The organism is Candidatus Micrarchaeota archaeon (assembly GCA_028866575.1).
In the GTDB taxonomy this organism is placed as follows: domain Archaea; phylum Micrarchaeota; class Micrarchaeia; order Micrarchaeales; family Micrarchaeaceae; genus UBA12276.
On record JAGWHU010000005.1, the window covers coordinates 42,936 to 62,162 of the forward strand.

The 19,227-nt window shown below is 37.8% G+C and carries 27 protein-coding genes; 16 read left to right on the forward strand and 11 right to left on the reverse strand.

Translation table 11 applies throughout. The features are described from left to right. Positions 1-8: 8 nt before the first annotated feature. From KGI06_03755 to KGI06_03775, 5 genes are all read right to left on the reverse strand, one after another. The gene (locus KGI06_03755; GenBank protein MDE1871329.1) at positions 9-914 is read right to left on the reverse strand and encodes an NAD(P)-binding domain-containing protein; all 906 of its coding nucleotides are present in this window, start codon (positions 912-914) and stop codon (positions 9-11) included. 51 nt (positions 915-965) lie between these two features. Then, positions 966-1,757 (reverse strand): hypothetical protein, encoded by a 792-nt coding sequence (locus tag KGI06_03760; GenBank protein ID MDE1871330.1) that lies wholly within the window; start codon positions 1,755-1,757, stop codon positions 966-968. Between the two features lie 49 nt (positions 1,758-1,806). Next, complete coding sequence (locus KGI06_03765; protein MDE1871331.1) at positions 1,807-2,466, reverse strand: HD domain-containing protein; 660 nt, start codon at positions 2,464-2,466, stop codon at positions 1,807-1,809. Positions 2,467-2,523: 57 nt separating this feature from the next. Further along, a complete protein-coding gene (locus KGI06_03770) occupies positions 2,524-2,898 on the reverse strand; it encodes a cupin domain-containing protein (protein MDE1871332.1) in 375 nt (124 codons plus the stop codon). A gap of 480 nt (positions 2,899-3,378) precedes the next feature. Next, a complete protein-coding gene (locus tag KGI06_03775; protein ID MDE1871333.1) occupies positions 3,379-3,816 on the reverse strand; it encodes a hypothetical protein in 438 nt (145 codons plus the stop codon). A 524-nt stretch (positions 3,817-4,340) separates the two neighbouring features. On the opposite strand from KGI06_03775, the gene KGI06_03780 reads away from it, so the two are divergent. From KGI06_03780 to KGI06_03855, 16 genes are all read left to right on the forward strand, one after another. Next, positions 4,341-4,694, forward strand: coding sequence for a hypothetical protein (locus tag KGI06_03780; protein MDE1871334.1), 354 nt, complete (start codon positions 4,341-4,343; stop codon positions 4,692-4,694). A gap of 11 nt (positions 4,695-4,705) precedes the next feature. Further along, positions 4,706-5,119, forward strand: coding sequence for a hypothetical protein (locus KGI06_03785; GenBank protein ID MDE1871335.1), 414 nt, complete (start codon positions 4,706-4,708; stop codon positions 5,117-5,119). Between the two features lie 312 nt (positions 5,120-5,431). Continuing rightward, entirely contained in the window at positions 5,432-5,626 is a 195-nt protein-coding gene (locus KGI06_03790) for a hypothetical protein (protein ID MDE1871336.1), read from the forward strand. A 15-nt stretch (positions 5,627-5,641) separates the two neighbouring features. Next, complete coding sequence (locus KGI06_03795) at positions 5,642-5,806, forward strand: hypothetical protein (GenBank protein ID MDE1871337.1); 165 nt, start codon at positions 5,642-5,644, stop codon at positions 5,804-5,806. 22 nt (positions 5,807-5,828) lie between these two features. Further along, entirely contained in the window at positions 5,829-6,023 is a 195-nt protein-coding gene (locus KGI06_03800; GenBank protein MDE1871338.1) for a hypothetical protein, read from the forward strand. A gap of 5 nt (positions 6,024-6,028) precedes the next feature. Further along, positions 6,029-7,423 carry a hypothetical protein gene (locus KGI06_03805; GenBank protein MDE1871339.1) on the forward strand — a complete coding sequence of 465 codons (1,395 nt, stop codon included), beginning with the start codon at positions 6,029-6,031 and terminating at the stop codon, positions 7,421-7,423. A gap of 306 nt (positions 7,424-7,729) precedes the next feature. Further along, on the forward strand, positions 7,730-8,008 hold the full coding sequence (locus KGI06_03810; GenBank protein ID MDE1871340.1) for a hypothetical protein: 279 nt from the start codon (positions 7,730-7,732) through the stop codon (positions 8,006-8,008). A gap of 5 nt (positions 8,009-8,013) precedes the next feature. Beyond that, positions 8,014-8,181 (forward strand): hypothetical protein, encoded by a 168-nt coding sequence (locus KGI06_03815; GenBank protein ID MDE1871341.1) that lies wholly within the window; start codon positions 8,014-8,016, stop codon positions 8,179-8,181. Positions 8,182-8,191: 10 nt separating this feature from the next. Further along, complete coding sequence (locus tag KGI06_03820) at positions 8,192-8,956, forward strand: hypothetical protein (GenBank protein MDE1871342.1); 765 nt, start codon at positions 8,192-8,194, stop codon at positions 8,954-8,956. A gap of 4 nt (positions 8,957-8,960) precedes the next feature. Then, on the forward strand, positions 8,961-9,128 hold the full coding sequence (locus KGI06_03825) for a hypothetical protein (GenBank protein ID MDE1871343.1): 168 nt from the start codon (positions 8,961-8,963) through the stop codon (positions 9,126-9,128). A 74-nt stretch (positions 9,129-9,202) separates the two neighbouring features. Continuing rightward, a complete protein-coding gene (locus tag KGI06_03830; protein MDE1871344.1) occupies positions 9,203-9,517 on the forward strand; it encodes a hypothetical protein in 315 nt (104 codons plus the stop codon). A gap of 4 nt (positions 9,518-9,521) precedes the next feature. Next, positions 9,522-9,740 carry a hypothetical protein gene (locus tag KGI06_03835; GenBank protein MDE1871345.1) on the forward strand — a complete coding sequence of 73 codons (219 nt, stop codon included), beginning with the start codon at positions 9,522-9,524 and terminating at the stop codon, positions 9,738-9,740. A gap of 12 nt (positions 9,741-9,752) precedes the next feature. Beyond that, entirely contained in the window at positions 9,753-10,334 is a 582-nt protein-coding gene (locus KGI06_03840) for a tyrosine-type recombinase/integrase (GenBank protein MDE1871346.1), read from the forward strand. A 526-nt stretch (positions 10,335-10,860) separates the two neighbouring features. Continuing rightward, the gene (locus KGI06_03845) at positions 10,861-11,814 is read left to right on the forward strand and encodes a hypothetical protein (protein MDE1871347.1); all 954 of its coding nucleotides are present in this window, start codon (positions 10,861-10,863) and stop codon (positions 11,812-11,814) included. A gap of 4 nt (positions 11,815-11,818) precedes the next feature. Then, positions 11,819-14,842, forward strand: coding sequence for a hypothetical protein (locus tag KGI06_03850; GenBank protein ID MDE1871348.1), 3,024 nt, complete (start codon positions 11,819-11,821; stop codon positions 14,840-14,842). Positions 14,843-15,183: 341 nt separating this feature from the next. Continuing rightward, positions 15,184-15,429, forward strand: coding sequence for a hypothetical protein (locus KGI06_03855; protein MDE1871349.1), 246 nt, complete (start codon positions 15,184-15,186; stop codon positions 15,427-15,429). A 3-nt stretch (positions 15,430-15,432) separates the two neighbouring features. On the opposite strand, the gene KGI06_03860 is transcribed toward KGI06_03855, so the two are convergent. The 6 genes from KGI06_03860 to KGI06_03885 form a co-directional block, all read right to left on the reverse strand. Next, complete coding sequence (locus KGI06_03860; GenBank protein ID MDE1871350.1) at positions 15,433-15,831, reverse strand: GNAT family N-acetyltransferase; 399 nt, start codon at positions 15,829-15,831, stop codon at positions 15,433-15,435. Positions 15,832-15,876: 45 nt separating this feature from the next. Beyond that, positions 15,877-16,272 (reverse strand): SET domain-containing protein, encoded by a 396-nt coding sequence (locus tag KGI06_03865; protein MDE1871351.1) that lies wholly within the window; start codon positions 16,270-16,272, stop codon positions 15,877-15,879. Between the two features lie 25 nt (positions 16,273-16,297). Next, positions 16,298-16,855 carry a hypothetical protein gene (locus KGI06_03870; protein MDE1871352.1) on the reverse strand — a complete coding sequence of 186 codons (558 nt, stop codon included), beginning with the start codon at positions 16,853-16,855 and terminating at the stop codon, positions 16,298-16,300. 251 nt (positions 16,856-17,106) lie between these two features. Next, positions 17,107-17,307 (reverse strand): hypothetical protein, encoded by a 201-nt coding sequence (locus tag KGI06_03875; protein MDE1871353.1) that lies wholly within the window; start codon positions 17,305-17,307, stop codon positions 17,107-17,109. A 12-nt stretch (positions 17,308-17,319) separates the two neighbouring features. Further along, a complete protein-coding gene (locus KGI06_03880; GenBank protein MDE1871354.1) occupies positions 17,320-18,555 on the reverse strand; it encodes a tyrosine-type recombinase/integrase in 1,236 nt (411 codons plus the stop codon). A gap of 197 nt (positions 18,556-18,752) precedes the next feature. Next, a complete protein-coding gene (locus tag KGI06_03885) occupies positions 18,753-18,923 on the reverse strand; it encodes a hypothetical protein (GenBank protein ID MDE1871355.1) in 171 nt (56 codons plus the stop codon). Positions 18,924-19,227 lie beyond the last annotated feature (304 nt).

Consider the following 19,227-nt stretch of genomic DNA (forward strand, 5'->3'; position numbering starts at 1 on the left):
GTGCGTTCTCAATGCCCTGTTAGGATCCTCTTCGCTCCGGCATATATCCTCCTGGAGCCCTCAGACATTGACGAATACCCCTCAAGTATGGCCTTGGTTATGCTTAGCCTTACGCCCATTTTTCCAGCTTTCTCCACTTCCCAGCTCACCATCTCGGATATCTTTACGACAGGAGCATCCTCGGGAAGCTTGTGCTCCTCGACAGCGCTGTATATCGCCTTCATTATTCCCGTAGTTATTGGAGGGCAGGAGCCGAGCAGCCTGAGCGCCTCCTTTATGTCGAAGTTCATTTCGGGCTGCTTCCCCTTCATTGCGAGCATCAGATCAACACCTTCCGAATACACAGGGAATATGCCATAGAATATGCCGTTATGCACAAGCTTGGCCATGTGCCCGGAGCCGCTTGCGCCGACGTAGCCGTAGGTGCCTTTGCCGGATACTGCCTTCAATACGTCCTCTGCCCTTTCATATGCATCATTGTCCCCGCCGACCATCAATGCGACGCCGTCAAGAAGGTCGCCCGGCCCTCCTGCACAGCCGACGTCCAGGTATGATATGCCGAATTTTTTCAGCTTGTTGTAGTTGGCGATGGAATCCTCATATATTGAATTGGATCCGTCTATGACAATGTCGTTTTTCCTTAGCATTGCAGAAATCTCCGCTATGGTGTCGTTGGTTGCCTTGCCTCCCGGAATCATCATCCATACTATTGAGCTTCCTTCCGAGGCATTGAGCCGATCCGCAAATTCCTTTATCCCTCTGGACAGGTATATGCGCTCCCTGTCCTTGAAGTGCGGGTAGTTCTCGTCGGTCCTGTTGTACAAAACAAGCGAATAGCCGCTGTGATGCAGCTTGTCCGCTATGTTCTTCCCCATATTCCCCAGCCCTATCAAGCCTATCTCTTTTGTACTCATTTAACTCACCATTTGATGAAGCGATTGTAAATAGAAGCGCAATTAAGGGATTTAATTCATTCCGTAATTTCTGACGAATTTTTTCATCTCATTTATCCTCTCTTTTTTGAAGGCCCTGTAAGCCACAGCCTTCTGGATAACTTCCTCAGGTATGGGCATTCCTCTTACAACGCGCTCGAATTTCTCGTCAGCTTTCGATGCATCGTCGTTGCTTCTTGCGAAGCTCCTGGACAACGCCTCATCCCAAGCCATAGAAAGATCCCTTGGGTTATAGGGATTGGCTATCCTCCTCACGAACAGCTCGTAGAAATTACTATGGGCGGGACTCTCCTTGAACAGCCCCGACAGGTCCTTGTTGCTCTTCAGCCTACGTATTGTTTCTTCAATCACTTCCCGCGATTTGTAGGGCCGGGACCTGTCTTCCGCCAAAAATTCCCAGTTTTTATACCTGTACAAATCATCTGTGCCTATGTTAATCGTCAGCGCGGATGCTGCCCTGAAGTACTTGCTTGCGACCCTGTCCATGGGAAACGGATATATGCTGAACGTGGACTTTTCCATTTCAACCATCAACGCAGGTATTACCAATACGCTATGGGAGCCGCTTTCGTCCTTGTAGAACGGCTCCTGCTCCCCCTTAAATGGCGTGCGCGCTTTCAAAATGTCCTGCAGATCGAAAAAGAAGGATTTAAACTCCTTCAAGTTCTCGGTGTTTGGCATAGGAGTGCATATCATGGTATAAGAGCTGCCTCCGTTCCTGGCAAATTTGTAGATTAATTTACCGTTTACGTGCTCTATGCGCTCCTTCTGCGCCTCGAACAGCGAAACTCTTGCCACAGCCAAAGATCATTACCTCCAAAATTCGTTGGTATTAAAGCTATTTAAGCGTTTATTACAGTTTCCCGTCCCACTCCTTGTAGAACCTTTCAAGAAATTCCTGCATGTATTTGTGGCGCCCCTTGGCAATTCTTCTTGCAGTTTCAGTATTCATACGGTCCTCCAGCAATAGCAATTTTTCGTAGAAATGATTTATCGTGTGGCCCTTGCCGCTTTTGTACTTCTCGAAAGATTCGTGCATTTCCGGTTTTATTTCAGGATTGTACATCTCCCTTCCGATTTTACCACCGTATGCAAATGCCCTCGCTACGCCTATCGCGCCCATCGCGTCAAGCCTGTCGGCATCCTGGACTATTTTGCCTTCCAGGGTCGTTGGGGTCGTCTTTACGCCTGCACCCTTGAACGAAACCTCATCTATGGCATTGCATATTTTTGCCGTTGTTGCGGCATCCAGATTTAGGCCCTTGAGCCACTTCCTTGCTGCGTCGGAGCTTGCCTTGTCATTACCCCCGTGAAACTTCCAGTCGGCTATGTCATGAAGGAGCGCGGAGAGCTCCACTACAAGCGTATCCGCATCGCTCTCTTTTGAAGCTATTTGCATCGCGTTGTTCCTTACCCTCAATATATGCCACCAGTCATGTCCGGAGCCCTCCCCAAGGAGCTCTTTTCTGACGTAGTTTTCCGTTTTAGTTATGAGTTCCATTTTGGATGCCATGCTTTTTTGCATTAAGAACCCCTCTTTTTATCGCTGAATCCCGTAAACCAAAGTCGGCTAATCTTTGTCCCCTTTTGATAGCTCATTGACAATTTCTGTTGCAGTCCATTCGATACCAACTACGGGCTCATCGCCGACAACCCAGGCATCATGTCCTGATGGGACAGAAGACACGTCTCCGGGCCCGATTTCGAATTCGGTCCCGTCTTTCAACTTGATGTGTAATTTTCCGGAAATCTGGTATTGGAAGTGCGAAGCCTCGCACCATTCTGTTTTGACCAAAGGTTTGATATCGACAGACCACTTCCACCCTTTTCCCAATACAAAACGCGCGACCTTTGCGCCCCCGACGTTTACGGATTCGAGCTTGGCACGACCTAACTCTCTAACTTCTTCGGAACCAGATATATTCTTGACCTCATAGTTTGACATATATTCACCAACAGTTAATTGATATAAAGAAATATAGATTTTTATATCAACGATAAGCCCGATAAGAACCTTGTGTGCAGTTTCGATCCTTACGAATCATACAAGATTTAAGGACAATTCCATATCCGGGACGCTGGCTTCCTGCAAAAAGATTTCAGCATTTCAAGACGATTGATGCAGGAACAAAAACATATATAAAACATCCTCGTCATGTATTAGCATGGGATTAGGAAAGGGATTGATGATTGGGATAATCATCATTCCCAATTCAATGCTGTCGGCGTGAACCAGAGCGATATTATAATACCAAGAGCTTACAGGGATGCGAACCCGTGCAACTTCAACGTCTACAATCCTAACGACACGGTTACCTTGACCTAGAGAAAGTATTCTGACGCCTTGGCCGGGATTGGAACCAAGATCATAGTATTGTTAACATTAGTAGAATTAACCTTAATTCTTATCATGCATTTGCATGTTCTAACCAGCTTGCTTGGTGAAGTAGAACATTGCAAAGTAAGCAACCACAGCCACAATGAATCCCAGGCTCATGGTGTACGAATATATGTCATTGGTAAATGCAGTAACCAGGAACTGTATTCCCGATGCGAACGCAATGAGCATACCAAGGAACCCTATGGCGCTTATGGCTGATAGTTTCCTGTCTTTTGACGCGAACGACATACCCACCACGGCTATCGAGCCTATGAAAACCAGTATTCCGATTACGTAATGAGCCAACAGTATTGGATGCCCTGCAAGCAGTGGGACGTAATCGGCAGGCTGGACAGCATTTCCAGGATAAGTTGGAAAGCTGGTAAACAGGTTCATGGTCATTCCCAGGACGAACTGTATAACTAAAAAAACAAGTATGCCGAGTGCTGCTCGCCTTATCCTTGCACGCCATTTGCTGTCCATAGATGCATCACCCAGTTAATAGAATAAATGAAAACACATAAAAGGCGCCTTGGCCGATAATCAAACTTCCAGTCTGAAGCCTTATAAGGATGTCGTCGAGTGTAAAGTTTTCTTATAGAAGCCTCAACACTAATTTATTGACATATGGTTTTAAATAATTTATTATTCCAATACTTGTGGTTAATAAACCTCAAGCACCCATTTTTCTTTTACGAGTGGTGCGACATAAGAACGAGATGTCCGGGGATAAAACCGTCCAAAACAGCCGCTAGGCGCACCCATCACGTATTTTGAATTAAAAAATAAAAGTTTAGCTTTTGCATTTTGGCAAATCTGCCAAAATCAACGATTTTTACAGATTGTTAATTGAGTAATTAGCGCGAGCCATTCAGTTTTTGTAGAATGTAAAGGTTAGCGCGAGCCTGCTCGCAGTAAAGGGAATTAGAATAGGTTTGGTCTAGACCTGTTTTCATATAATCACCAGATTCCCGCTGAATTGAGCAGGCATTATATTGGTAGATTTTATGGAAAACCAAAACGAAAATAAGGGACAAAGGAATAGGACCTCAGACGAGGTTCAAGCAAACAGGAAGTTGGCGATAGAAGCTATAAAGCACGAATTCTTTTCAAAATTGTGGGCTATTCGTCTCCAAGATGCAGCTAGTGAATGGATTAAAAGGATGGGTAATGACTTCAGCATACCGACTGAGGAATTTTTTGAGTTTAGTAATAAGAACAAAGAGGTTTATGACAGCCTGAAGACAGCATCTATAGATGAAGTAGAGAAACTTTTTGATGTTGTTGTTAAGCAAATGCTTTCAGAGAAGGCAAAATCAGATGAATATATGAGCAAGGTTACGGCTGAAGGTGTAAAATGATGGTGGGTAATATGACTAAACAAAACGCAAAAAATGAGCAAAAGACAATCTCGTTCGGGATTAAAGGAACTCAAGAAGAAATAGTGCAGGAAATAATAGAGAAAATAGAGGAATGTAAGGAGGGACTACTTTCTAGTAATGCTTCGCTATGGGCTAAATTTCCTGTGAATTTTGCATTATATCTTCAAGGCAGATTGGAGGAATATATTAGGCAAAATAAATTGCCGTTAAAAGTCGGTTGCGGCAGCGAGTCCCACTTTAATTCTCTTGATGACGTATCGCTCAATAGTATGGCGACTGTTTATATACAACGGGGTATGATTGAAGGTGATGGTATAAAAGAGATAGATTCAACAATTATACCAACATTAAAGAAATCGTCTTCCGCACAAGACAGAAGCGATTACAACAATATGTATAGGTAAGGTCTGTAAAATCCGCTCTCTGAATTTAAAATAAGTAGAAAATGATAGCAAATCAAAGCATAGATACTAGTAGAGATTATTATGGACTCCAAAAAGCATTTTTCTTTTATAGAAGGACTGCACAGTGCAGACTAAACATACAGGTTGTTAGACGTCAATAAATGGTATATTTTCGACGACAAAAGGTTATTATACCTTTAAGTTTAATGATATAATAAAGCGTTAAAAAATATGCTTGGGGTTGCAAAAACCCTTCACTTTTGCTCAACTGTGTTCTATAGGTATATTTCTGTAACGCTTTGAGGAATTTGTATGCCACAGATTAGTTTCCATATTGATAAACCACGATTAAAACTGTTAGAGGAAATGAAACAGGCAGGTTTCAATCGTCAGCAGGTTCTCAGACTTGGAGTTATAGCTATCGCCAAAAAATACGGATTTGACGTTACGAAATACGGGCTTAACCCAGATGAGAATAACGTAAAGATGCCTAATTCTGAAAAGTAATTTTCTTGTGATTTGATGGAAAATAAATCTAAACCCTTAGCGGAGCCCAGCGATGAGGACGTAGAGCTGTTGCTATGGGGTTTGGAGAATAAAGACCTCATAAGAAAAAATGACAGAACTTTGGCTTTATTGCTTGATGTTATTGAGAAAAGGATGATGGATGCCCAAAAGATGTTATAATTGATTCAGTTCGGTGATATAGATGGTAGAGAGTATTTACAGTAATTTTATAGGGAAAAATGTTGTAGTTAGGCTCAAAGGAAGCGGATTTAAAAAGTTTGGAAAATTGACGAATGCTGATAATAATTTTGTAGAATTGTTGTTTAGAAATGGCAAAACAGAATTGACCGCAATTGATACTATAGAGAGTATCAAGGAAGATATGTTTGTTAGGTGATATAGATGGTAGAAGAAAAGGTAACTAATGGAACTGTTGAAGAAGCTTTGGACGGAACAACAAAAAATGATGGTGATTTTATAACACAATTTACTCAAACTATACTAAAAGACATACAAACCTATAACTTCTGGGCAGAGGACATAGCAACCAGCTTGCTATCAACCTGTTGCAGTAAAGTAAAGGCATACAGTAGAATAGGGCAGTTTAGGCTCAACGTATGGCATATAGCAATTGCTCCAAGTGGCAGAGGAGTAAAGAGTGCACCATTTAACCATTTCTTAGAGCCGACCTTAAAGGAATTAGAGAAATATACAAAAGCAGACTATAAATTGCCTTCGAGTTTTAGCCCGGAATCAATAGTAGATTATCTGAAAAGACAATCCTATGGCATTATAGCAAGGGATGAGATATCAAAGTTGTTCAAGGAAACTTCAGGCAAGGGCTATACTGCTCAGATGATAGAGATTATGAGCAATATGTATGATGGCAAGATAGACAAGAGATTTACATTTGCTCACGGTTTAAACGATATAGACGACTGCTATATTACTTTGATAGGAGCAGCAACACCATACATATATTCTGTTTTAGAACAAAGTGCCTTCGTTCAGGGACTAGGAAATAGAATACTGTTCGAGCATTATAAGATAGATAGACCAGTAAGGAACATTACCGACCTTTTTGGTGATACGCAAATCCATAGACTAAGAGCGGATAAAATAGTAGAGTTTGCTAAGATGCTCTATAATATTGATAAACTAGAGAACTTGACAGTAGAGATAAACCCAAAGAGTAAAGCTGCTGAACTAATAACCAAATTTGATAACACAATATCTGAAAGAGTAAATAAAGGCAAAGAAAGCGACATCAAAAAGTCATATTTAGATAGGTCGTTATTGTCAGTATTAAAACTATCTTCCCTGAAGGCAATTAGTAGCCAGTATAACACAATAGAAGTGCATAATGCTAAAGATGAGATTAAACTAGAAGTAAGAGTAGAAGACGCACAGTGGGCAATAGACAAGGTAAATAGACACTTAGACTCATTTGATGAAATGTTAAAAGAATGGTATACACAACCAAGAATCAAGCCCGTAGAATCATACGAAGCATACTTTGAAACCATAAAGAGAACTATAGCCGATTCACCAGATAAGATACTAACTATGGAAGAGATTTTTAACCAAATCGGCTGGACATACTCAGGAACCCCGTATACCGATGGAAAAGGAAAAATAGAGGCAGCAGTGGGGCGTGGAGATATTAGACAACTTTCAGATGATGAGATAAAGAGTTTACCAAATGATACTTTAGCAAGGCATAAAATTGACATTAAAAGAAGGCTACCACGAACTTTCGGTTTAAATAAAAATATGAACGATGATAGGAAAAGGTGAAAAATCAATATTTTATTTTCGGTTATAAAAATATGATTTATGACGTCAAAAGGTTATATCTTTTATATTTTTACGCTATTTAACTTTATAAATATATATTTTTTATTTTAAGTAAAAGATATAAAAATATAAAAATATGGCTGTTTGACGACGTAATCAATTATTTATTTTGAAAATAAAAATATGGTTTTAAAGAGAGTAAATTAGAAGGTTTTGATGATGTCCAATAAAGCCGAAAGATGCAATTTGTGGGTTTATAAGGCATTTACTTATAAGAAAAAATTACTAAAAAATGGTTTGATAATTATGTCAATAAAAACAATCATATTAAGAGTAAGTGATTTGATGACCTTCACTAAATTTCCCAAAGCTGGGTATATCATTACCTATTTGGGCAAAGATGGTGAAACTCTTGCAGAAAAGCCAAAGAAAGTAGCAAAATATTTTTATGTGGGTGTAGAAGAAGAACCTGTAATAGCTGAACGGGATAAGAATCTAAAGAAAGACCTTGGCGAGCTAAGAAATAGTGGCTGTATCATAAAGTTCGTTAAGAAACTGTTCTATCCGGGATATATAGTAGAGTGATGGATATGTCGAGAAAAAACAATAACAACTTAGCATTAGCACTAGTCGTTATATTGATAATTCTACTGGTATTTGTGATATTAGGGGCTGGTGGATATCTGTCAATATCGGGAGTAACAAATATTCTGAGCAAACCTGTTGTAAATGTCCCTATAAGTGCGAAATTGCCTTAAAGGTGTTTTTATGCCAAGAAGAGTAAAAAGTGAGAAGCAAAAGGATGGAAACTTGCTGTATGGAATAGTTGCTATATTTCTTATAATAATAGTTTTGGGGTTCTTGTTTAGTTCTCATCTATTATCTTTTAGTAGCTGTCCACCACTACCTCCAGCAATTTATAGTGGAGCTAATGCAACTGGCAGTGAAGGCACAGGGTATTCATCAACAGGCATATCAATAGTGTCTTGCGTTGCTCAATATCAGAATAGCTCATTAACACCTGCTTATATCAACTATAGCTTTGTGTATTACGTTAATCACAACCCATCTACTGGAGCACCATATCCCGGAGTAGCACAAAGTGCATCAATAAGAGTAGTTTCAACAAGAACAGCTTCGCTTATATCTGCTTCAAATCAGTATAACCAAATGCAACTACAAACAGTTATGTTAGCTTTAAACCAAACACAAGCACAATTAAAGCAAAACTCGGCTGATAATTCCTGTGGTTTTAATAGCAACACTTGTTCAGTAGAACTGCTGGGAATACAAGCTAGCACTGAAACAGCAGCAATTATAAACAGCGCTATAGCGTTTAATAATCAGCAATCAACGACTTCTGTTTCAACAGTAACCACAATAGCATCAACAACCAGCACAATAGTAGGTCAATCTACAACACAATCAACAACTACAACAATACAACAAAGTTCTTCAGGTAGTCAAAATATATTACAGCAATTCTTTACTTGGCTACAGAATTTATTTAGTAAGAATTGGATAAGCTGGTGAGTTTATGGGAGCAATAGCTTATGTATTTGCAGGTATGTTGTTGATGTTTTTAATATTTGCTGCTGTATTCGGCTGGATACCGATAATTTATAATTACATTATCGGAGTAGCAACTTTCTTAACAAATATCTATAATGGGCTAACAGCAGTTGGCAAATATTTAGCTCCGTAATGCTGCCTTTCTTTAAATATGCCAGAAATCACTGGTGTGATAACTTTCTGTTGCAGGAAAGTAACAGTGAGTGTATGTCAAACAACTTAGATGATGAGGAGGAAACTGAGGAAACCGAAGAAAGCGAGGATGATGAGGAAGAAGATGATAGCAAAGAAGGTTTTTCGTTATTCAAAAGAAAAGAAAAAACTAGTCTTAAAGAATTATGCAATAGGTGTAATGTGAGAGTAGTAAGGGATAGTAAAAGTAAAAAGTTGAGGCTAGTTAAGAAAAATCCTACTGGTGAGAGCCTTGATGGTAGCTGTAAAAAAGAAGTGATATGGGCAACGAATAAACAATTCAAGAATGAGAATCAGTTAAAATCGTTCTTGGAACATAAAGCGAGATGATTTAATGGCAGAACTTTGTGAGTTTTGTGGCTTTGCTGTTGTAGATAATGATGCGAGAATTGGTAGATACCATAAGAAAGAGAAGAAAACAGATGTTTATCATAGAGAATGCTACAAGATAATGATGTTTGAGAAAATATCCAAGTATCTAAAATCTATGAATGATGAGTTAGGGTATATCCGTAATGCTTTAGAAGAAAAAGCTGCAGAAGATGAGGACTAGAGTGTGGTTAATTTGGGACAACTGCAAGTAGTAGGAAGAAAGGAATTGATGAGAATAGCAAATCGTAAGCCACCAAAGTTTCTTTATCCTGATGATATAAGGACAATCATAAATGGAGCACAGAAGGACAGGTATAGACTTTTGTTCTTAGTTTTATGGATGACAGGAGCAAGAATATCTGAAGCACTATCATTAAGATATTGTGATATTGATTGGCGAGAGCATCAAATCAGAATGCTTACAGTAAAACAAAATGATTTAGCCGAAAGGATGATACCGATTCAACCAGAGTTAGAAACCGCATTATCAACATACATCACAACTCATAAATTAAATCCTAATGAACGATTGTTTAAGATGACACCTCAAGCAGCACATTTAGCGTTAAAGCACGTATTGAGAAGAGTAATGCTGCCAAAATGGATACACTTGCATACTTTTAGGCACTCATTTGCTGTTAATTGTTTGAGGAATGGAGTGTTGATTAACACTTTGAAAGTGATTATGGGGCATAGAAATATAGAGGACACGATGATTTACTTAACAGTGTTTCAACCAGAAGTCCATAAACAAATCAGTCAGGTTAAATTTTAATCTATCCGATAGGTAAAGCTTAGTTATCGTTCCAAAGACCTCAGATAAGTTGCCTCGGCAAGGTTTTGAGAAAGAGGATTGATGTTTAATAAAGTCAGGGTTTTATAAAGGAGAATTAAAGGATGAAAATGTGCTTCAAAACAGGTAATAGAGATTTTGACGACTGTGATATTTAAAAACCTGAGATAACCTCACAAATGAGAAACAAGACTTTTCCCAGTTCAAACACCATCAAATAAAAAGGGTTTAAAGTCAAATGAAAGGGTTAATTTTCAAAGCAAATACAGATTAATTTTGATATTATTGGCGTTTTATAGGGCAATATTGCAGAGGTTAGATGCCAATATCCAGAACCACAGAATACGACGATATGTTGAGTAGTTCGCTATCACTTTCTACTCAACCTCTATCGTTTTTTACGCTAAATGCTGCACCTTTTCTTCCAAATTTGGTGAACGACATTTGGGATGGTGTGTGGGATTTCAAATGGCTTTCGACCACACACCTGATATTTATAGGTGTATAGATGAAAAACAAAAAGATAAATGTAAATAACTACAGAGGCGAATTGCTCCTATCAGCTTTGTTTATATTCATTATAGGAGTAGGTCTTTTATTCCCAGTTAAAAGTAGCGGTAATAAAGCGAATCTGGTAACAACAAAAACAACAATATCAACAACAAGTATTATATCAAGTTCTACTACCTCACCAACTACTACGACAAGTATTTTAACGACTACAACAATAAAACCAATAAGAAATGTAACAGTAGAAACTCCTAATTGGGCTGGAATAACTGTTATGCAATTCATAAATTATACTACATTTTTACACAGGAATACAACTTACTCTAATCGTTCTGTTTATAACGTAACAAGCGTAAGTGCAAAGTGGAAAGTTCAAAATGTAACTAATAATAGTATGGCTCAGTGGATTGGTCTAGAAGATAACCACACGAATATACTGCAAGCTGGCACACAAAGTAATGAGGATGGGACGGCTACAATTTGGTGGGAATATTTTCCCGAAAACTCTTATACATCTGTTCTTGTGGCTCATATTGGTGATAACATATCGGGAGTTATAAAAGAAACATCGCTGGGTAATTTCACCATAATAATTAATGACACCACATCTAATGTTGTTTTTATCAAAAACATTACTGATTTACACACAATAGATTGGGCTTCATCACCCACTAATCTTTCATCTTATTATACGCCAATATATGCTGATTATGTAGTAGAACATCCTAGTATTTTTAATCAACTCATAAAGATGGGTTCTTTCAATTCAACAAATTTCACAAATGTTAGTGCTACAATAAACAATAAACAAGAGAATCTTTATAATCTGTCAAAAGATGTGTGGCGATGCTCTCCTTGTATAAGCAATAATTCAGGTAGTCAAGAATTAGTGCCTGTTATAACAAGCAGTCAAAGTTTCAGAATATCAAGAATGAATATAATTACTAAGTGATTTGATGAGAAAAATAATACCAATATTAGCGGTAGCACTGATGTTTCTGTTGTTTATGGGAGTAAATAGTGCAGTAACACCCCCGACAAATATAGTAAAATATATCCCAATTACATTTACAAATAATCAAGGTAATCCTGTAACTGCCGGAACACCACTATCATTTACGTTTAATGCACTTGCATATCAGCAATACGAAACAAATACGCTTAACAATACGGAGCTATTCTTTGCAAATGGAACTATAGCACCATCTTGGCTTGAAGGAAACTATCTTAATGAGCAACAGCAAACAAATACATTATACACCTCAAACTCCGTTTTGTTTTGGTTTAAAACACCTGCTTACACTTGGATAGGAGCTAACACTGGAACACCATTAACTAATACCATATATCTTGGCTTTGCGGGTAATACAGCTACAACTAGCAATCTACTATTGAGTTTAACTGCTAATGTAGGAGTAGCACCACAATTAACCTGCTCAAATCCATTAGCAACCGCTTCTTGCAGTAAAGGTAATGGGGTTCAGGGGATTTATGGGGAATATGATGATGGAAATTCTATATTTACTGTTTATGATAATTTTAAAGGACAGACCATATCAAGTGGCTGGGATACAAACACACTATCTGGTCAAGTGGTTTCAAACGGAATAACTACCGTAGGCACTGATTCATCTGGACAAGCATTATCTTGGAATACATTATATAATCCCTTAGGTAAATCGGTTGATTCTTTAATGGGATATGTAAATACACATACAGCATCTGCTAACAGCACAGGATTATCCTTTTCAGCATCTGATACTGAGGGATTAAACTTAGGAAATAATGGCATAATTGGTGGATATATTTGGAGTATCGGTATTGGGGAAAATTCGTTTATAGTAAATCCTGCTCCTCTTTTCAACTATGGTCATATAACTGCATCTTCTGCATCAAATTTTCTTTTGTCATTAGCGATACCGTCTAATGGCATAACGTCAAGTTTCGCAACAAATTATACTACAGTTTTTACATTAACAAACACAGCTTCTAATACAGTAACAAGTAATGCGGTTTATGCAGGAATTTATATGGGAAGTTTTGGCAATTTCAAAAACTATAACCAGTGGTTTAGAGTAAGAACACTACCACCAAACAGCATAATGCCAGCTGCTACCTTTAATCCAGTTCAGATTTCACTCTCAAATCCTACATTAATAGAAAGTAATACTCTGATAGACCAAGGTCAAGGAATACTATTTACAGCAGGAGTTTCTTTTGGTGGGCAGCCGTATAGCTATGCGTATAATGTTTATGCATACAATTCTCAAACCTCATCAAATACGCTAATAGCAAATATGTTATTTACAAGCAATTCTTATACATCGAACACTTGGTTCTGGCAGCCTTCAGGTAATCTTTATATTGGCAATAGCATATTCCACGCAAATGTAGTTATTACGGATAGCTCGTCTGATGTTGTTAATTCGGTATTCGTATATTTCGGATATAACTCTGTGTTCTTAGTAGGTTCACCTACAGAATCAAATAGTATAATTGATGTAGGACAAAAGACTTTACAGACCGCTAACCCATCGCAAGGAACTCAACCTTATGTATCTTATCAGTGGTTTACGAATTATGGTTCTACTGTTACTTGCTCTGGAACTGGTAATGCCATAAGTGGAGCAACATCAAGCACTTATTTTGCATCACCCACAACCTCGAATGCTTACGCATATCAGGTAACTGATTCTGCTTCATTAAGTGCTAACACTGCCTGTTCATCAGGTGATTCTGAAACAACTAATCCCGCATTAACATTAACCTCTCTAGTATCGTCTAACACAATTGCTGATAAAAGTCAATTTGAAACTTTCACTTATAAAATAACTGGAGGACAACAGCCATATACATACAACTTTATTATAACTGATTCGGCAAGTTCGGAAACAAGCAATAAGATTTATACTGGTTGCACACTGACAACTAACTCATTTACTCTACAGTTACCTATTTCTATGGCCACAGGATTAACCACCATAACTGCAAATGTGCAGGACTCAGCAACTACAAATACTCAACTGATAACAACTAACACTTTTGGTGTTAATTCAATACCAGTAATAACAATAAGCCCATCAAATGAAATTATAGACTCAAATCAGTTAGAGGTATATACAATATCTGATAGTGGTGGAACCTCACCATTCACTGTTGAGTTGTATAATGTTACAGGCTCAAAACAGCAGGGTTCAAACGTAATAATAACAACTGCTGGTGGAACTAATACAGTATCTTTTATTGTTAATAGCCCAGTCAATTCAAACAGCTTCACATTTAATGCTGTGGCTACGGATTATGGGACAACAGCTAATGATGTTGTTAATTCAATAACAAATACCATAACAGTAAATGCTATGTTAAGTGCTGTAATATTACCATCTACCCAGCCTTCTACTCCGGGAGCATCAGCAACATTAACTGCTACAGTAACAGGTGGGACTAAACCATACACTTACAATTGGTTAGTTATTGCTCCTGATGGTAGCATAGCTTACAAAGCATTTGGTAGCACTAGCAACTCTGTAACATTAGGTATAAATCAGAATGGTGGATATGTAGCTAATGTTTTAGTCAGTGATTCTGCATCATATTCAGCATTTAACATATCAGTAAATGCCACAATATCATCAAGCACTCCGGGAACTTCTGGTGGTGCAGGTGGTGGGGGAGGCTCACCATTCTCTAATACAATAACAGCAGTAGCCAATACCATATCTAATACCATAATAACGCCAGTGGCAGTCGCTGTTACCAACTCACCAGTAATTTTAGACTTACAATATGCGTATGGTGTTAGTGTCATCGGTATCCCAGTATGGATAATTTTTGAGATAATTTTATTATTTACCGCCTTGATACTTTATGGTAATAAACGAAGGCAATGGTCGTATAAAGACAATAACACTAGTTACATAGCCCCAGCCTTAATTGCTGTATTAGTATTTATCCTATTCTTAATGAGCAACATATTCTAACGTTTTAAAGTCGGTATTGATATTTTAAAAACCCTTAATGATGTTTAAAGGGTTAAGGACTTTAAATAAACTGAGCGTAAGTATGAGAACTGCTAACAGCCTTATTCAAAGATGATAAATAAACCATCCTGGATCCCATATTCAAAGAACAAAATCTAATGCACTTCTATTGTATGGACTGCCTGAATAACGCTCCATTTAACTTGGAACAAACGATGTCAGGGGCTTAACTCTTATATTAAACGTCAAGAATACGAGCCTTGGAGCTTAAATGTAAGCGTTATTTTTACCGCTGTAAAGTGTCATCTCTCATAAATCATAAGATAAGATTAAGTGGTAAAATGAAGGTCAAGCATATTGAGAAAACTGCACATAATACATACAATCGAATAAGAGTAGGCTATTACAATTACTTATCTGTCCCTGTATCAATAGCGACCTTCTTGGTAATATTTGAGGGCTTTTTATTGCTGATATTCCCACAACTTAGAACCTTATCCTCAGGAGCTATCGGACTGATTAGTTTTATGGTGATGATAGCATTAGCATATTACTTTGGCTATAGGTATGAGAAGATGTATGGGTAATTTCTATTTCTTCTTTAGGTCTAAAATCATAAGCACATAATTATTTCTGTATTTCATCATAATTTTAAACCCAAATCTCTCATAAAATTTAGGCTTTGTTGTAGTTAATAAGATAAAGTATGCATCTTTCTTGTTCTTTATTAGTTGTATAATTCTTTTGACAAGTGTAGTTCCTATTCCTTTACCTTGATGTTCGGGTAAAACATTAACCCAGAACATTTGATAGAAGTTGTAATCCATCCACGATTGAATGTAACCAGCAAAACCCAATATTTTACTATTATCTTCTGCTACCAAGTATCTTGGATTATACACATAATTATTAAACATAGCCTCTATTTCTAGCTTTGACTTCTTTTGATAGAGTTTAGAGTAATTTATGCCGACTATTTTTGATGCCATATCTGCTTCTTCTTTTCTTATTGGTCGTATTTTTATAGAATCATCTCAATTGTAGGTCTTTGGTTTTCTAAAGTTCTTTTCAAAAGAATGATAATCATCAGTTATTTCTTCTCCCTTTTTTATATCTCTAATTGCTTTAGTTATAACTTCTTCCTCGCCTTTATAATAAGCACTCAAGACATTTGGACTATCTGAATGATTGAAGTATTTACCATTATCCGAAGAAAAACAATATTTACCGCTCTTCTTACTTAACCAAACATATTCTTCAAGGTATTTTTGGACTTGATTTGGGAGTTTTTTAATTTGTTTCTTAGTGAATCTTAAATCAAAATTAGGTGTAAATCGCCATACAATAGTTCCTTTCTTGATATTCTGGTCAGCAAAAAGCCCTATTCCGTGTATTTTAGATTGTCTGATTTTTGTTTTTACACACATCATAGAATCAGCATAGGACTTACAGACTTTATGATTGTCTTACACATAAGAACTGATTTATGCTTGTATTGAATGTTAGGCTGTATTGACCACTATTACCACAGGCATTCGATAATACACATTCTTCTTTTCCGTTCTGTGAGAATAAAGAGTATCCGGCTGTGCAAGAGTCGGGTAGTGGCTCGCATAAACCGTTCTGTTTATCGTAGACATAACCAGCAGCACAATTACTATTATTTACCCCTAAAGCACCTGCTAATTGTGAGCCCTCTGCTTTACAATTAGAATTATTTTGGTATACTGCACCAGGAGGACAGTTAGGTCTTACACCACTACCACTAAAGTAAATACTAGCATTCCAATAACAATACCCTAATGACGAATTATAATAAGATGTTGCAGGGCATCCTGATTCTGTGCAATTATTGTTAGAATTGCAAGAAGGGATAAAAGTAAGAGGCAGTTTATTAGCTGGTTTTTGATTAAAAAGAATAAAACCTGCCAAAGCAATTATAGCAATAATTAGAACAGCCAAACCGAATATCAGTTTCTTATTGCCTTGTTTTTTAGGTATTTCTTTAGCCATAGAAGATATACTCTAATAAGGCTTAAAAAGGTTGTCAAAAACGCTACTTCTCTTGGAAGGTCACCCCTCCAGCCCCTTATCTTTATAAGACCTCTCAATTATCGTCTTATACACGTTAATTCCAGCGTGGAAACGGGGTTTTATAGGTTATCTTAACTTAAAGAGTCTGCCAGAGCCTTATTTCGCGTGTTCTAAGGCTCTCTACAGAGCCATATCAGGATAAGCGGGTTATAACCCCTTTATAGAGAGATTTACTTAAAATTAAGCCTATTCCTTTGCCTGTTTATATCATCAACCATAACCTTAACCTCATCCTTAATCATCCCCTGTTTATACTTGCCTTTGGCAACAATCTTTATGCTCTTGTTCTCATAAACCGCCTTTGGGATTTCTACGCTGTAGAAACCATTCCTGTCCTTATGTGCTTTTACTTCGTATTCGTTTTTCTTCATAAAATCACCTAATCATTTCTTTTTATATTTTTGTGCTGATTTAAGTAATTTAGCAAGCCATCTAGGGTCCTGCGATGCAGCAGCAAACATCTCACCCAGCTTGTTTATTTTCTCATCATCAGAGATAGCTATGTAAGTATCAAGAGGAGCACCACATCTATCGCAGTGAACAGCAGTTAATTTATTCTGATTTTTACACCTTTGACACTCTTTATAGGGCAATTTTGGTGGCGTATTAACCTCTTTCTGCGGATTAACTCCGTTTGCTCGCATAACAGCCTCATCCATATCTTTATCATTTAGATGCACATAAACAGCAGCCATTTTAGAGGATTGAGTCCAGCCAAAGTGCTTTTTTAATTGTTGTTCTGTTAATTGGTTAGCATAATTAGACGCTCTCGCGTGCCTAAAAGCGTGAGGATGCACAGGCTTATTGATTTTAGCTTCTTTACTAAGCCTCTGTAGCATTCGTCTTATAGATGCACCCTTGACTACACCATTCTTTTCCTCTTCTCTATTATTGCCTAATGCTCGCCAAAGGTTATCATCAGGTTTCAAGTATTTGTTTTCTTCTAGATAATTAACAAGGTAAGGAACCGACATCATTATCCCTACTTTTCTCATACCAGTTTTACCTTTATACTCTTTATTTCCGACCATTATATGCCCTAAACTGCCCTCAAGATTGATGTCCTTTACTCTCAAATGCATTAGCTCACCCACTCTAATTCCACTATCATAAAGAAGGGCTATAATTGCTCTGTCCCTTGTGTATTTTGAGGCATCAATAAGCTTCAAAACTTCTTCTGGCGTAAGTATATCCTCAGGTAGAATTCTCTTGTGATTTGATGGTAGGAATGTCTTAATCCAAGATACTTGTTTTGGATAATAATTATCCTCAATACTGCCCATCAAGTATTTATAGAAATATTTAGTAGTAATGCGTATTTTCAACTTCGTATTCTCTGCGTAATCTCCAGTTTCTACTTTTAGTATAGCACTTTGAATATCAGCCCTTGTTGCTGATTTATAGTCTTTTTTCTCACCATAAAGCTGGGTAAATATTCTCAAACAGTATAAATGCCTCAGTATAGTCTTCCTGTTCTTTCCTGATGCTATTAAGAATTGGGTAAAATCCTCAACAGCCTTATAGTTGCTTTTTGATAGATTAACTGTTATGCTCGACTGCCCACTGGCAGTTTCCTTTTTGTAGCCTTTAAAGTAACGGAGAGCATCCGCTAGTTCCATATAAAACACCTCTCTTATATATAAAAAGACGAGTATTTATACCTTATGATAACCTTTATATATAAGGGGTTAAAGGCTTCAGACTACAAGTAATACGCCTTGGCCGGGATTCGAACCCGGGTTACAACCGTGACAGGGCCGTATGCTGACCACTTTTAACCTCTTCCCTTAGACTAAGAGCTTTGTTTCTCATGAAATCACTTTCTTTTTGAAGGACTGCCCAAGTATAATTTCTTTGCCTGCTTCCATACATTCCAGGCAACCGCAAAAGTTATTATCTCTACCTCTCTTCCACGCGTTGCTTTTTCCAGAGTAATCCTGTACTTTTTCTCCATGTAGTCCAAAAACTCTTTGTCATACTTTTCCATTATACCATCTTAAAGCCATATTTTCACCAGCACCTATTTTCTTGTAAACACCGCATCCGCATCACGAATCCATTTCTTGCCATCAGCCGATCTTTCGAATAAGACAGTCATGCGTTTTCCATTTTTGCTTAATCTGCCCTCCATGCGCTGATGGAATCCTGGAGCTGCCCTCCATATCCTCCAGATTTGCGACTTCATACTCATCGAATAAATGCGAGATACACCACGTGTATCCGATCCCAAGACTGTGAAGTTATGCGAGGAGTCATCTCCACCAATGACCCAGTAAGTAGGAAATCCGATT